Genomic DNA, 15520 nt, shown 5'->3' on the forward strand with positions numbered 1-15520 from the left:
ATTGATTGTTATAGATTTGCCGTGCGTTTGTTTGATGATTTGAGGAAGTATGCCGGGAAAAGATACTGCGATTACAACGAGCATATTTGTAATGGTTTTGTGGATTAAAATTTGCGCCAGAATTCTGCCCATAAACAATCTTTTACCAAAATGTTTTTTCCATTGTTTTGTATAATTTTTTTCTAATAATTGGCGCGAAATTGTTTTATCAGAATAATAATCTACAATGAGTTCTGATGCTATTTTTGCGCTATGAATTGCCATCGCCATTCCGTTACCGCAAAGCGGATGAATCAATCCGGCTGTATCGCCAATCATCAAAATGTGGTTTTCTACAGGCTGTTTTTTATCAAAAGAGATTTGGCTTATCGTAATTGGTTTATCAAAAAGGAGTGTACTATTTTCAAAAACAGATTTGAGATGTTTGTTTTTATAAAGTACATTTTGCTGATAATCGTTTATGTTTTTATATTGTTTAAAGGTGTTATAATCTGCTAGATAACAAATATTTATAATATTATCCTCGACTTTTGAAACGCCACAATAGCCACCTTTAAAGTTGTGCAACGCTACAAGATCATTATCTAAATCGCCTGAATAATGTGCTTTAACGGCCAGCCACGGTGATTTTTTAGTAATAAAATCTCTGTTTAAAACCTGATCTATATTAGACCGTTTGCCAAATGCACCTAAAACTATTTTAGCAGATAAAACGTGATTTGGAGTTGTAATAGTAAAAAGATCGTTGCTAAAAGAAACAGCATTTACGGTTTCTTTAATAACAGTACAATTGTTCGTTAATGCTTTCTGATATAAAAAATTATCGAGCGCATATCGGCTAATGCCAAAGCCGCCTAATGGAAGTTTTGCAGTTGCTGTTTTTCCATTATTTGTGGTAAATTCGAATTTAGAAATATTGGTGGGATTCAGTTCTGAAATATTGATGTTAAGCCATAGGAGGTAAGGCAGAATCTCATTAGAAATATACTCGCCACAAACTTTATGTCTGGGATAATCGGATTTTTCGATTACGATTACTTTTAATCCCTTTTTAGAAAGATGTATAGCCGCTGTTAAACCAGCAAGTCCTCCGCCAATAATCACTACATCCGGCTTTGTTTCCATATAATTAATTTAGATATACTATTATATTAAACGAGTGTTTTCTTAAGTAAAAAAGGGATTTTACTTCTGAATCCTTCTGAGATAAGTAAAACCTGTACTGTTTTCGATTTCAGGCAGATCTGAAATTTACCACATTCTTTTTTACTAATCACAAATTTTCTCGTAACCGTAGAATTTAGGGTTATGATCCTTGATAAAGGATAGCAACCAAATTACAAATTCGCAGCAAAAAATCAAAGTAGATTATAAAAAAAAAGTTTTTACAATAGCTGCCGAAATTCGGGTAGTCGGCGCAATGAGAATAGCAAAATTGGAATCGCGAGACTTAATTGGTTTAAGTTGACCGATAGTTTTATTTTAAGATTGACTATGGAAAACTCCGAAATTAATTATAAAAAGATAGTATTCAAGCTATAATTGGTTCAAAAACATTTTAGGTGATAATCCAAAATGCTCTTTAAATTTTGAGGCAAAATAGGAGTTACTACTAAAACTTAGACGATCTGAAGTTTGTGATATTGTCAAATTGTTTTCTTCAAGAAGTTCTTTTGCTTTTAGAAGTTTGTTTTCCATAAAAAAGGCATTCGGGGTTTTACCGGTTATTTTTTTAAATAAATTTTTAAATTTAGATTCAGACATATTTGCTTTACGTGCCATTAAAAGTATGGAAGGAAATTGGTCGGTAATATGGTTGATTAGAAACATTTGACATTTGACGATATTAGCCAGGTCAACTTCATTTACTGTTTGTATAATAATTCTGGTGCTTGACATTTTTTTGAAAAAATTTGACAATAATAAATGAACAGTTCCTGTTAGGTTTAGATCAAATATGGACCCTCCAACTTTTAATTTTTGTAAATCTTGTATCAAATGATAGCTCTCATTACTCATACGGTCAAATCGGATGATAGTGTTTTTTTTAGGATCTGTTATTTTATCGATATCCTGAAGCATACTATTATTTTTTTATAACAACGAAGCCAGCTTGTTTTTTTTAATAAAAATGCAAAGTACAAACGACCTGCTTCCAGCCTTAATTTGATAATTGGTTTCTAACGCGCTGTCCATAACTAATAAGTTATATTGCCAGCGTCCTACATTTTGAGAAAAACTATCACTGGAATAGGTAACTTCTCCTTCAGTTAGATTATAATAGATTCCGATAAAATCATTGTTTTTGTTTTTTTGAATTAAGTTAACATCTCTATTATTGGTCACATCAACATAGTAGGCAACAATATCGTCTCCACAATCAAGGACATATCTTGTTCCCGTAAAAATTCCAGTAGGCACAATTATAAAATTATTTTTGAATTTTCCTCCCAGTTTTTTTGCAAAAGGAGCTATCCAATCTAAATCGGCTCCGTATGAATGTTCAATTGTTTTCAAAGTTTACTACTTTTTATAAAATTATGTTGTATTAATTAAGGCCTTCGTTCTTAAAGTTATTCTACCTTGAGGACCTTGATTTTAGTTACTCCTGAAGGGAATTGCCATAAAATTTCGTCGCCGACAGCATATCCATAAAGGGCTAATCCCATAGGAGAAAGTATTGATAATTTATTTTCGCTTAGATTACTTTTTTCAGGTAATACGATTTTAAAATCTCTAATTAAGTTAGGATTTATTTTTATCGTAATTTTTGAATGCAATCTTACAATATCATTTGGCATATCTTCATTCTTAACGACCTTGGCAGATTTTAGTTCTTTTTCCAGTCTTTTAAGTGTAGAATTATATGTTTTATCTGTTTTTATTGGAGAAGTATTTATTAATTCTCTGATGAAATCAAATTCACTTTCTTCTATAATTATTTCTTTATTTTTCATGTATTTTGAATTTAAATTTCATAAAGAATCATCAACACAAATTTTGTTATTGATTCATAGATTGATCTAAAAGACATTTTAATGCTGATTTGTTATTTCCAATTTTAAGATTGCATCATCTTTTATTAGTATAAAGCGATAAATACTCTATTCTGATATTAATTTGACTCATACTAGGCAAAGGATATGCCTGTATTTTTACATAAAAGGTAATTTGCTTTAAATCAGTATTGTATGAGGAATGGTTTCGTCATAAACGTTTGCTTACTACAGGAATTTTGTATCACATGCGGAGTAATTCCACCTTATTAATACGTTGATCCTTTGAGAAACTTTTTCTTTCTCCCCCAAAAGACGAGAGATGTTATTGCGGTGCCGATATCATTTGTTTCTTCAATAATAATTTTTCTTCGCGAATCATACTCATTATTACTAGTTTCGGTTGATTTTTCTTTTGTGTGCTTTGTAGTTCGAATATAATTTCTGAAGAGTTTTCCAACAAAGCTTGAAATAAGCATTAATATAAAAAACAGCAGGGCAATTATCCAAGCTTCGGTCTGATTTAGTGTGTTTGCGTCCATGTTATTTGGTTTTTTAGGACTTGTTTTTTGTTTTTATGAAGTGGAAAAAATCAATATTAGAATAGAAATGTTTTTTTTCCTGATGTAGAGTGTTGTACTGACAAGAGCTAAATCTTTTTTCTCTAGATCAAAGTGCTTCAAATTCAATGAAATAAAAAATTACTTTTGCTTTAATAATATTTTAGTAAGATGTAAAATGGCAAGCAGTTAAAACAAAATTGATTAACACTAGAATAAAGTTTTGCTTTTCTGTTACAAAAAAAATCATAAAGGATATTAGCTGTAAAATAAAAATAGGAACAAGAATAACAAGCCATAAAGGTGTTCCCCTAATAGAATCATCTTTTGGGGAAATTGTACGACTTCATTCAATAGTCAGATCACTGATTCAGGTTGAAGCTATTACAGGTGTTTTTGTTTCCGGTAATTTTGATAGGCCAATTGGTTTCGGATGCTAATTTTTTTCAAAACAAATAATTTTAATAAATCATGTTTTAAATTTCTCTAAAAAAATAAAAATGAAAAATTCTAATTTGAATAACCGCAAAGAACTCTTTGAAACTATTTTACAGTTGTTTTTTATTATCCTGATTGTTGGGTTTTGTTTTAAACTACTGTTACCGTTTTTATTGCCGACACTTTGGGCGGTTATACTGGCTATTGCTTTTTATCCTTTTTTTAATTTTCTTCAAAGAATATTAAAGGGTAGAAAAACCTTAGCGGCCGTTCTTATTACGATTGCTATTATAGGGCTGATGTTATTGCCCGTTGTATATTTTTTAAACGCTGCGGCATCTAATTTTTTAGAATTGAAAAGCAGTTTTGAGGCAGGAACACTTAAAGTGACAACACCAGCCGAAACAATCAAAGAATGGCCGGTAATTGGAAAGCCTCTTTATGATTTTTTACTTTCCTTGTCAACAGATTTAGAAAAGAGCTTTTTTAAATATCAAACTCAGATAAAAGAAATTTCTTCTGTAGTAATGGGAGGGTTATTAAGTTCAGGAATCGCTTTTGTGCAGTTTATCCTCTCTATTATCATTTCGGGTATTTTATTGGTATCGCCAAAGGCTAAGAACTTAGCAATAAAGTTTGTTAAAAGAATCGCTGGAAATGCAGCAGATGAAATTCTGGTAATTTCGGTTTCCACTATTCATCAAGTGGTAAAAGGGGTTTTGGGAGTAGCCGTAATTCAGAGTGCTATCCAGGCTTTTGGGCTCTTTATGGCAGATATTCCATATGCCGGAATACTGACTTTATTATGCCTGATATTGTCCATTTTGCAAATCGGACCTTTTATTATTAATATTGGGGTTATTATTTATCTTTTCTCTACGGGAGATTCCGGTTATGCGATTTTTTGGACTGTCTTTTTTATTATAAGTGGACTTTCTGATAATGTTCTAAAACCACTTTTGCTGGGCAAAGGAGCATTAGTTCCTATGCTTGTTATTTTCCTTGGGGTAATTGGCGGATTTATCATGTCGGGATTTATTGGATTGTTTGTCGGACCAATAGTATTTTCAATTGGTTATAAATTATTTATAGCCTGGCTGGATGAGTCTGACAGCTTTGAAACCAGTTTATAATGGGACTTTTGCGCAAAGATTCCTTTAGCATATCCTTTGCCTAATTTCAAGGGAATGATTTTATAACTAATCCATTTTCCCACTATCAAAAGGTAATTCGTATATTTTTATCCAACCTTTTAAAGTTTTAGTTTCAAAACCAATAATTTAAAGCCTCAGGAAACGAGATGTTTTCTAATTTTAATGTTATAGTTTCACCTCAACTGAGGTGAAACTATTTTTTAAAAGTAAAGTTGTATCACGCATACAGAGTGCTTATTGTTAGCTATATATAACTAATATTGTGCCGCCAATAATCAAAATAACGCCAATAATTCCCAGAGGGCTTATCTTTTCATTTAAAAATAATATAGATAGAATTATTGCAATGGCAACACTTAACTTATCAACCGGAGCGACCTGAGATACTTTTCCGATCTGTAAAGCTTTGAAATAAAATATCCAGGAAAGTCCTGTAGCAATTCCGGATAGACATAAAAAAATCAGATTATGCTTGGTTAAGGTATGAATTGAATCTGTTCCACCCCTAAAAAAAGCAATTCCCCAAGCTAGAATCAGTATAATTACAGTTCTTATCGCAGTCGCTAAATCCGTATCAACACCTTTGATTCCTATTTTTGCAAAAATTGCAGTTAACGCCGCAAAGAAAGCAGAAAGTAAAGCAAATATCCACCACATAAACTTTTGTTTTTTTAGTTAATTGACCAATCTTAAAAAGGATATTAAATTTAAGATTTTGTTTTATAATTATAGACCTCTTTTCTAAATATTTTCTGGCTGCTTTTAATATGTATTTATCATAAAATAAGAAAATACAATTCAAAATTATCACTGGCAGCAAACCTTAATTTAGTGATGAAAAATATTTAAATATTAATTGATCTTACGACGAAATACAGAATTAATTCAAAATTGAGAATGAACTTTGTGTCAATTATAAATCATTAATAATGAAATATCTATATATAATTGCTGCAGTATTGTCATCTCATTTTCTGATGGCTCAAAACTTACAACTATCACATGCAATTGAATTGCCCGGAGATGAAGGCTGGGATTATCTGTCAATTGATGAAGCAGCTCAGAATTTATTTGTTTCTCATGGTAGTGTTGTAAATGTTGTTAATCTGAAATCTGAAAAACTTATTGCAACAATTCCTGATACAAAAGGCGTTCATGGTATTGCTATAGCTAATAAACTCAATAAAGCTTTTATCACTGACGGGAAAGACAACGCTGTTACTATTGTAAAATTAAAAACTTTTAAACTTATTGAAAAAGTAGCAATTGAAGGTGTAAAACCAGACGCTGTTCTATACGATCCGTTTTCTGAAAAAGTTTTTGTTTATAATGCAAAGAGTAATAACGCTACTGTTTTGGATGCGGTTACCAATAAAGTTGTAAAAACAATTCCTTTGGGAGGAAATCCTGAATTTTCTGTAACAAATGGTAAAGGATTGGTGTACGTTAACATTGAAGATAACCATCAAATCAAAGTTATTGATGCTGTCAAATTAGAAGTTGTAAATACCTGGGATATAGGTCCGGGAGAAGAACCTTCAGGATTGGCTTTGGATGTGGTAAATAACAGGCTTTTTAGTGTTTGCGCAAACTCACTTATGATTGTAACAGACGCTATTACGGGCAAGCAGGTAACGACTTTGCCTATAGGCGAAGGTTCTGATGGTGTTTTTTTTGATGAGAAACGCAAATTGATATTCAGCTCTAACGGAGAAGGAACTCTGACTGTAGTGAAACAAAAAAACAAAGATAGTTATACCGTTTTAGAAACTGTTCCTACGATAAAAGGCGCCAGAACAATTACAATGAGTAAAGCCACAGGTACATTGTATCTGTCCACTGCTAGTTTTGGAAAAACACCTTCGGCATCAGCAGATAATCCTAACCCGCGCGCTGCCATTATACCGGGTTCATTTAAGATTCTAGTGGTAAAGTAATTTTATCTAATTTTTGAAATGAACATAAAAATGAAAAGGTATTTTTTTTTCATACTTGTTTTAGTAAGTATCAAATCGTTCTCGCAGGAGAAAGATTTGACTTATTTCATCCATAAGGCCAGGACAAATTCTCCTTTATTAGTAGATTATCAAAACCAGATAAAGATTTCAACACTTGACAGTCTTCTCAACAGAGCGACTTATAAAACTCAGGTGGCGGGAAATTTTAATGCGAGTTATGCTCCTGTTATTAACGGATATGGATATGATACCGCTATAAGTAATGGGCAGGTTGTGTCAGCACTTGTAGGTTTTAATCAAAGGATATTGGGAAAAAATCAAATCAATTCTCAGGCAGAATCTTTTAAGCTAATAAAAGATGCATTGATAGTCAATAAAAAAATTGCGGTCAAAGATCTGGATAAAAGTATCATCTCACAATACATTGCTGCTTTTGGGACCGAAACAAAAATTGGATATAACAATAAGATTACGGCTCTTTTAAAAGAAGAAGAAACCATTTTAAAAAAGCTTACGAGAAGTTCTATTTATAAACAAACCGATTATCTGATTTTTAATGCAACTATCAAACAGCAGGAATTAACAGCACTTCAGCTCAAACAGCAATATCAAAATGATCTGGCATTGTTGAATTATCTAACGGGTGAAAAGGATACCACTTTTGTAAAACTTAAAAATCCCGATTTGAGTATTAAAGCAGACAGTCAGGAAAGGATTATTTTCTTTAAACAGTTTGAAGTAGACAGTTTAAAAATAAAAAATGCAGATAAACTCATTGATAATAATTATAAACCGGCATTGTCACTTTTAGGAGATGCGGGCTATAATTCGAGTTTTATTTATCAGGGATATAAAAATTTCGGATTCAGTGCAGGTGTCGGATTGAGTATTCCTATTTATGATGGAAATCAAAGAAATCTTCAGCATCAAAAAAACAGTATGGCGCTTTCTACGATTGATAGTTACAATAAGAATTTTAAAAGACAATATGATCAGCAGTTGTTGCTGCTCAATCAAAAGTTCAATCAAAGCATTGAAACAGATAAAGTACTGCAATCACAGTTTTTTGTAGCAGAGGCACTTATCGAAGCCAATAAAAAACTGCTGCTTACCGGAGACGCTCAGATTACCGAATATATTATTGCCCTTAGCAATATTATTTCTATTCAGGATGCCATTGCACAAAACAGTGTCAATAAACTTCAGATCATTAATGAAATCAATTACTGGAAATCCAATGAATAAAAACATATCTACCCTCGTGCTACCCTTGTTGGCTATTGCCATTATTTTGGGTTCCTGCAACAAAGCAGTTCCGACCGAAGTGCCCGCAGTTGTTAGCGTCCCTGTAACAGTGACGAATATCGATACCACAGCAATTGAAAGTTTTGTTGATCTAAATGCAACTACATCCTATTTGATTAAAAATACCATTAAAGCAAATACAACGGGCTATTTGGAGGTTGTTAATGCAGTATCAAATGATTTTGTTAAAAAAAATCAGCTTCTTTTTTCCCTTAAAACCCGTGAAGCAAAAGTTCTGGGCAATACTATTAATAAACTCGATCCTAATCTTCGTTTTGGCGGTGCGATAAATTTAAGAGCAACCTGCGATGGCTATGTAACGGCTGTTAATGTTCAAAAAGGAGATTATGTTCAGGAAGGCGATGCATTGGCAGTTATCAATGATGCAGCAAGTTTTTCGATTGTATTGAGCCTTCCTTATGAATTGAAAAGATATGTAAAAGTCAATGACGTATTAAACGTGTATTTGCCTGACGGAACGACTATCAAAACAAAAGTTCAAAAATACATGCCAACTGTTGATCCGGCATCGCAAACACAGAATGTTATTTTAAAAGCATTGCAAAATTCAAATATTCCTGAGAATTTAATTGTGAAAGTAAGAATCGACAAAACTGCTGCAACTAGAACCATTAGTCTTCCTAAAGGAGCTGTTTTGAGTGATGAAACACAAACGGATTTCTGGATTATGAAAGTGGTTGGAAAAGATTTAGCAGTTAAAGTTCCGATCAAAAAAGGAATCGAATCTTTGAATAAAGTAGAAATTTTATCACCAAAACTGAAACCATCAGATCAAATTCTCTTAACCGGAAATTACGGAGTTGGAGATACTATCAAAATAAAAATCACAAATAAATAAGCTATTATGCTGCCTTTTTTTGCCCGACATAAAAACGGATTAAGTACCATTATCTTCCTGATTATTTTAGGAGGGATCTTTTCGTATTCCAATATGCAGACTGGATTGTTTCCTGAGATTACATTTCCTAAAATAAAAATCATTGCAGATGCAGGTCAGCAACCCGTAGACAAAATGATGATTACGGTGACCAAACCTCTGGAAAGTGCCATTAAAAAAGTACAAGGATTAGAAACAGTCAGAAGCACAACAAGCAGAGGCAGCTGTGAGATTTCGGCCTTCATGAACTGGAAATCGGATATAGATTTGAGTAAAACCAGAATTGAAGCGCAAATCAATCAAATTAAAAATGATCTTCCACCGGATCTTCAGGTTACGGTTGAGAAAATGAATCCGTCGATACTTCCCGTTATTGGCTATGCTATTGAAAGCAAAGACCGATCTCCGGTTGATTTGAAAAAGATTGCAACTTATACTATAAAACCATTTCTTTCTCAGATTCAGGGAACAAGCGAAATTAGAATTGTAGGAGGAAAGGAAAAAGAATATTGGCTTTCGCTGGATTATCAAAAAATGAGTGCATACGGCATTACGCCAGCAATGGTAACTCAGGTAATGAACGAAACTAATTTTATAAAATCCAATGGTTATCTGGCAGATTATCATCATTTGTATTTAACCGTTACCGACGCACAATTAGATAAAAAGGATGAGCTTGAGAATCTGGTTATCCGAAACAACAGTCGAGGTATTGTAAAGCTAAGTGATATTTGTCTGGTCGAAATAAGAGAAGCAAAAGAATACATTAAAGTCAATGCAAACGGTAAAGAGAGTATTCTGATCGCTGTTATAAAACAGCCTGATGCTAACCTTATTGAGATGTCTGATGCCATGAATAAAAAAATGCAGGATCTTAAGGCAATATTACCAAAAGATATTAGCATAAAACCCTTTTATGAACAGGCAAACTTTGTAAATGATGCTGTAAAAAGTGTTACGGATAGTCTCCTTATCGGACTGTTTTTGGCCATTATTATTGCGGTTCTTTTTCTAAAATCAGTAAAAGCAAGTGCTACTATTTTAATTACTATTCCGGTAACTCTGGGATTAACATTGACCGTATTGTATTTTACAGGACAAACTTTTAATATCATGACTCTTGGAGCTATAGCAGCGGCTTTAGGGTTAATAATAGATGATGCGATTGTGGTCGTAGAGCAAATTCATCGCACGCACGAAGAACATCCTGATGAACCTGTAGCAACCTTATTGCAAAAAGCGATAAATTATCTATTTCCCGCGATGTTAGGTTCGTCTATTAGTACCATTGTAATTTTTATTCCGTTTGTGCTGATGAGTGGAGTAGCGGGATCGTATTTTAAAGTTCTCACGGATACTATGATTATTACATTGATATGTTCTTTTCTGGTTACGTGGTTATTGCTTCCTGTTATTTATTTAATGCTTTCCAAAAAAAGAAAACCTTCTGAGAAAAAACAACACCAAATTCACGAAGTAAAAGAACAGGAATGGGTTTCTTTTTTTATTAAAAGACCAGTCTTGAGTATTGGTTTTTGCCTGTTGTTGATAGTGTCCATTTTCTTAATTCTTCCCAATCTTGAAACGGGTTTTTTACCGGAAATGGATGAAGGAAGTATTGTTTTGGACTATGAATCTCCACCGGGAACTTCTCTTGAAGAAACGGACCGAATGTTGCGCGAAGTAGAGAAAATAATCATTAAAAATCCAGATGTAGAAGCTTATAGCCGAAGAACCGGAACTCAAATGGGATTTTTTATTACAGAACCCAATACGGGAGATTATCTGATTCAATTAAAAAAGGACCGATCCGGAACTACCAATGATGTGATTGATGATATAAGAGCAAAGGTAGAAAATAGTCAGCCTGCTTTGCGTATTGATTTTGGACAAGTGATAGGGGATATGCTGGGAGATCTGATGAGTTCGGTTTCTCCAATTGAAGTAAAAATTTATGGAAATGACCAAAAAAAACTGAATAAAATAGCTCAAAGTGTGAGCGCAGTGGTTGAAAAAGCCAAAGGAACAGCTGATGTTTTTGATGGTATTGTTCTCGCCGGTCCCAGTATACACATTGAACCTAATTATACCTTGCTTGCCCAATATGGTATCACGCCCGCTGATTTGCAATTTCAGATGCAGACGCAGCTTGAAGGAAACGTTATTGGTACTTTATTAGAACAGGAGCAAGCTACGGCGATTCGGCTGATCTATAAAAATTCAGAAAAAAGAAGTCTGGATGAAATCAAGCAATTGCAAGTATTTCTTCCAGGCGGACAATCCATTCCACTTTCAAATTTAGTTAAGATTACGCCGGAAATAGGAAGTGCTGAGGTACAAAGGGAGAATCTGCAAATGATGAGTGTTGTAACAGCAAGACTTGACAACAGCGGTTTGGGAAGTGTGATGAGCGAAATTCAACAAAAAATAGACCAGAACATCAAATTGCCTCAGGGTTATTATATCGAATATGGAGGAGCTTATAAAGATCAACAACAAGCGTTTAAAGAATTATTACTGATTTTAATTGCTTCATCACTTTTAGTTTTTGGAGTTATTTTGTTTTTATTCAGGGATTTTAGAGCGGCTTTGGTAATTCTTTTTATTTCGGTGTTAGGAATTTCAGGAAGTTATTTATTGCTTTTTATAACCAATATTCCACTGAATGTGGGCAGTTATACAGGAATTATTATGATTGTTGGAATTATCAGTGAAAACGCCATTTTTACTTTTCTGCAATTTCGTGAAACGTTCAAAATTACTTCAGATATCAATCAGTCTTTAATTTATTCGATTTCAACACGTTTAAGGCCCAAATTAATGACTGCTATCGGAGCCATTATTGCATTAATGCCTTTAGCAATTGGGATCGGAACAGGATCTGAGTTGCATCAGCCTTTGGCTATAGCCGTAATTGGAGGATTTATTGTGGCTATGCCTTTATTGTTAATTGTGCTGCCCAGCCTTTTGGCAATTGTTTATAAAAATTCAAATCATCATACTTATTTACTGGGAGAAAAAACAACTCAGGTTTGATTCTCATGGTAACATTAATCCCTAATTTTTTTAAAATGCGAAAAGCTATTTTATTATTCCTTTTGGGAATTTCTACTGTTTATGCACAAAGCAAAGTATCAGATAGTATTGTTGTAAAAGATACCGTTCAAAATTTAAAGTTTAATTATAAACAATTAATTATTCCCGGCGTCTTGATTGGTTATGGACTTGTTGGTCTTGAAAGTGATTGGCTCAAAGGATTTAATTCCGAGATAAAAGAAGAAGTCAATGAACATATTGATAGTAAAATTACTATTGACGATTTTTCACAATTTGCACCTGCAGCTTCTGTTTATGCGCTTAATGCTGTTGGTATTAAGGGAAAAAACAATCTTAAAGACCGATCAATTATTTTGGCTACATCTTTTCTTATTATGAATGTTACGGTTTTTGCCCTAAAAGATATTACACATGTAGAAAGACCTGATGGTTCGTCATTTAATTCATTTCCTTCCGGACATACTGCAAATGCTTTTGCCGGAGCCGAATTTCTGTATCAGGAATACAAAGATCAGTCTATTTGGTACGGAATCAGCGGATATATTGTGGCAACAGGAACTGGTGTTTTCAGGATGGTCAACAACAGACACTGGCTTACTGATGTTGCTGCCGGAGCCGGAATAGGAATACTGAGCACCAAAGCTGCCTATTGGCTTTTCCCTTATGTGAAAAACAAAATTTTCCCTTCAAAAGAAAATAAAGTAACCTCCATGATTATGCCTTTTTATAATGGAAAACAGTTTGGCGGCGGCATGGTAGTGCAGTTTTAGCCTTATATAAGTTAACCTGATTTTAAATAAGTATTAAATACCACAAAAGCTATTGCCATAGCTTTTAATATCTTATAAAGTACAAAAATGAAAATTTCAAAAAAAATAAACAATGCACGAAGAAGCACAATGCGCTTTTTTACCAAAAATATTGGTGTTTCTAAAAATACGTCCAAAAAAGTAATTGAAGACCCATCGCAAATAAAAAAAGTATTAATCTGCAGACCAAATGCCAGGCTGGGCAATTTACTTTTGATTACGCCTTTAATTCAGGAAGTAAGCAAAGCTTTTCCTAACGCGCAAATCGATCTGTTTGTTAAAGGTGGTTTAATGCCCATTATTCTAAAAAATTATCCTCAGACAGGAGAGATTATTGTGCTTCCTAAAAAACCTTTTAACAGCCTTGTGGCTTATTTAAAAGTCTGGCTAAAAATAAAAGGTAAAAAGTATGATATGGCTATAAACGTCGACAAAGAGTCGTCTTCGGGCAGACTGGCAGTTGAATTCTCTAATGCTGCTTTTAAATTTTATGGTGACGATTTAAATGAAAATGGTGCCAAAGCAAATGATTATCTGCATATCGCCAAATATCCGGTATATAATTTTAGAAATTTTTTGAAAAGTATTTCATTAAATACTGCCGATGGGCCTGTCTTAGAAACCGACCTGAAATTAAGTACTGCAGAATTAGTTCACGGCAGAGATATCCTTTCCAATAAGTTTGACAATGAAAAGAAAACAATTGCAATTTTCACATACGCTACTGGTGACAAATGTTTATCTGAATTTTGGTGGACGGATTTTTATGAGCTTTTAAAAGTAAAATACGAACGAGACTATAACATTCTTGAAATTTTACCAATTGAAAATGTTTCTCAAATACATTTTAGGGCAACGAGTTTTTATAGCAAAGATATACGCGAAATTGGGGCAGTATTAGCCAATACAGCACTGTTTATTGGAGCTGATAGCGGTATTATGCATCTGGCTAACGCAGCACATACTCCTGTGGTTGGTCTATTCTCTGTTTCCAATCTTCAAAAATATGAGCCTTACGGATATAATAGTATAGGTATTGATACCAACAGTATTGTTAACAAAAATCAGTATGTATTAAAAATAGACCCTATTTTATTAGATAAAAAAAATCTCTAAAATAGGATATGTTTTGAAGGATAGATTTTATAACGGATCAATGCCAAAACCTGTGGAGCTATAAATCAGGGATGAATTTTACAGCAAAGAGTTCGCAACACTTGCAAAGCTTTGTAAAAAATGGAACACTGATGACACAGATTAAACGGGTTTACACTGATACTTAATTTCAAATCTGTATAGATCCGTTTAACCCGTTTAAATCTGTGGGCAAACATAGGAGAGTTCGCAAAGTTTATCAGCCACGAATTCACGAATCACTACGAATTAATTTGTGAAAATTTGTGGTGAAAAAAAATCATTTTTATCTCTATAATCCGTGACATAAAATTTTTAACCGCAAAGATTCGCAAAGTTTATCAGCCAGGAATTCACGACTCACTACGAATTAATTTGTGAAAATTTGTGAAATTTGTGGCAAAAAAAATCATTTCTATCTCTATAATCTATGGCATAAAATTTTTAACCGCAAAGATTCGCAAAGTTTATCAGCCAGGAATTCACGAATCACTAGGAATTAATTTGTGAAAATTTGTGAAATTTGTGGCAAAAAAAATCATTTTTATCTCTCTAATCTGTGGCATAAAAATTTTAACCGCAAAGATTCGCAAAGTTTATCAGCCACGAGTTCACGAATCACTATGAATTAATTTGTGAAAATTTGTGAAATTTGTGGCAAAAAAAAATCATTTCTATCTCTATAATCCATGGCATAAAAATTTTAACCGCAAAGAGTTCGTAAAGTTTATCAGCCACCAATTCACGAATCACTACGAATTAATTTTTAAAAATTTGTGGCAAAAAAAAATCATTTCTATCTCTATAATCCATGGCATAAAAATTTTAACCGCAAAGGAGCGCGCTAAGATTTAACTTTACGCATAGAAATACAATCCCGATCTCGAAACTTCGAGACGGGACACAAAGAAAGTAATTAATTCAAGTTGCTAGTTGATTGCTTTATTTAACTGGAGTCCAAATACAAACAATGTCAGTTTTATCAAAAAACCTTCTAATGTTACTGCATGTATAGTTCTTGGAAACATTTTTTTTATGTCGCTTATTGTTGTTTCTACTCTTTTTCTCATTTTTAACTTTTCATTTTTTTGCTCTATTGTATCTGTTCGTTTAGCATTTGACTTTCTTTGAATTTTTAATAAAACACATTTTTTCATTAGGGCAAAATCTTCTAAACCGTAATCAGTATAAGCACTATCTCCATAAATCGA

At 33.1% G+C, this 15520-nt stretch carries 12 protein-coding genes and 2 pseudogenes; 7 read left to right on the top strand and 7 right to left on the bottom strand.

Features of this window, described 5'->3' with window-relative positions; genetic code table 11:
• Positions 1-3 precede the first annotated feature (3 nt).
• The 5 genes and pseudogenes from EAH81_RS27720 to EAH81_RS26250 all read right to left on the bottom strand — a co-directional run.
• A pseudogene (locus EAH81_RS27720) lies at positions 4-1125 on the bottom strand (NAD(P)/FAD-dependent oxidoreductase); the annotation flags it as partial.
• Positions 1126-1536: 411 nt separating this feature from the next.
• Entirely contained in the window at positions 1537-2082 is a 546-nt protein-coding gene (locus tag EAH81_RS26235) for a helix-turn-helix domain-containing protein (protein ID WP_140511946.1), read from the bottom strand.
• A 12-nt stretch (positions 2083-2094) separates the two neighbouring features.
• Positions 2095-2517, bottom strand: a complete 423-nt coding sequence (locus tag EAH81_RS26240) for a hypothetical protein (RefSeq protein WP_140511947.1) — start codon at positions 2515-2517, stop codon at positions 2095-2097.
• 56 nt (positions 2518-2573) lie between these two features.
• Complete coding sequence (locus tag EAH81_RS26245) at positions 2574-2957, bottom strand: GreA/GreB family elongation factor (RefSeq protein WP_140511948.1); 384 nt, start codon at positions 2955-2957, stop codon at positions 2574-2576.
• Between the two features lie 308 nt (positions 2958-3265).
• On the bottom strand, positions 3266-3538 hold the full coding sequence (locus EAH81_RS26250) for a hypothetical protein (RefSeq protein WP_140511949.1): 273 nt from the start codon (positions 3536-3538) through the stop codon (positions 3266-3268).
• A 518-nt stretch (positions 3539-4056) separates the two neighbouring features.
• On the opposite strand from EAH81_RS26250, the gene EAH81_RS26255 reads away from it, so the two are divergent.
• Positions 4057-5127 carry an AI-2E family transporter gene (locus EAH81_RS26255; protein WP_140511950.1) on the top strand — a complete coding sequence of 357 codons (1071 nt, stop codon included), beginning with the start codon at positions 4057-4059 and terminating at the stop codon, positions 5125-5127.
• A gap of 261 nt (positions 5128-5388) precedes the next feature.
• Here the strand turns inward: EAH81_RS26255 and EAH81_RS26260 are convergent, their stop codons facing one another.
• The gene (locus EAH81_RS26260; protein WP_140511951.1) at positions 5389-5805 is read right to left on the bottom strand and encodes an EamA family transporter; all 417 of its coding nucleotides are present in this window, start codon (positions 5803-5805) and stop codon (positions 5389-5391) included.
• A gap of 272 nt (positions 5806-6077) precedes the next feature.
• Between EAH81_RS26260 and EAH81_RS26265 the strand changes: the two genes are divergently transcribed.
• From EAH81_RS26265 to EAH81_RS26290, 6 genes are all read left to right on the top strand, one after another.
• Positions 6078-7085 carry a YncE family protein gene (locus EAH81_RS26265; protein WP_140511952.1) on the top strand — a complete coding sequence of 336 codons (1008 nt, stop codon included), beginning with the start codon at positions 6078-6080 and terminating at the stop codon, positions 7083-7085.
• Positions 7086-7115: 30 nt separating this feature from the next.
• Positions 7116-8351 carry a TolC family protein gene (locus tag EAH81_RS26270; protein WP_161595860.1) on the top strand — a complete coding sequence of 412 codons (1236 nt, stop codon included), beginning with the start codon at positions 7116-7118 and terminating at the stop codon, positions 8349-8351.
• Entirely contained in the window at positions 8320-9270 is a 951-nt protein-coding gene (locus tag EAH81_RS26275; RefSeq protein ID WP_161595861.1) for an efflux RND transporter periplasmic adaptor subunit, read from the top strand. Before EAH81_RS26270 ends, EAH81_RS26275 begins: the two co-directional genes overlap by 32 nt.
• 6 nt (positions 9271-9276) lie before the next feature.
• The gene (locus tag EAH81_RS26280) at positions 9277-12345 is read left to right on the top strand and encodes an efflux RND transporter permease subunit (protein ID WP_140511955.1); all 3069 of its coding nucleotides are present in this window, start codon (positions 9277-9279) and stop codon (positions 12343-12345) included.
• Between the two features lie 35 nt (positions 12346-12380).
• Complete coding sequence (locus EAH81_RS26285; RefSeq protein ID WP_140511956.1) at positions 12381-13136, top strand: phosphatase PAP2 family protein; 756 nt, start codon at positions 12381-12383, stop codon at positions 13134-13136.
• 87 nt (positions 13137-13223) lie between these two features.
• Complete coding sequence (locus tag EAH81_RS26290; protein WP_140511957.1) at positions 13224-14291, top strand: glycosyltransferase family 9 protein; 1068 nt, start codon at positions 13224-13226, stop codon at positions 14289-14291.
• Positions 14292-15238: 947 nt separating this feature from the next.
• Here the strand turns inward: EAH81_RS26290 and EAH81_RS26295 are convergent.
• Positions 15239-15520 (bottom strand): annotated as a pseudogene (locus EAH81_RS26295) (IS982 family transposase); the annotation flags it as partial.

Origin of the sequence: Flavobacterium pectinovorum (assembly GCF_006438875.1) — a bacterium.
Taxonomy (GTDB): domain Bacteria; phylum Bacteroidota; class Bacteroidia; order Flavobacteriales; family Flavobacteriaceae; genus Flavobacterium; species Flavobacterium pectinovorum_A.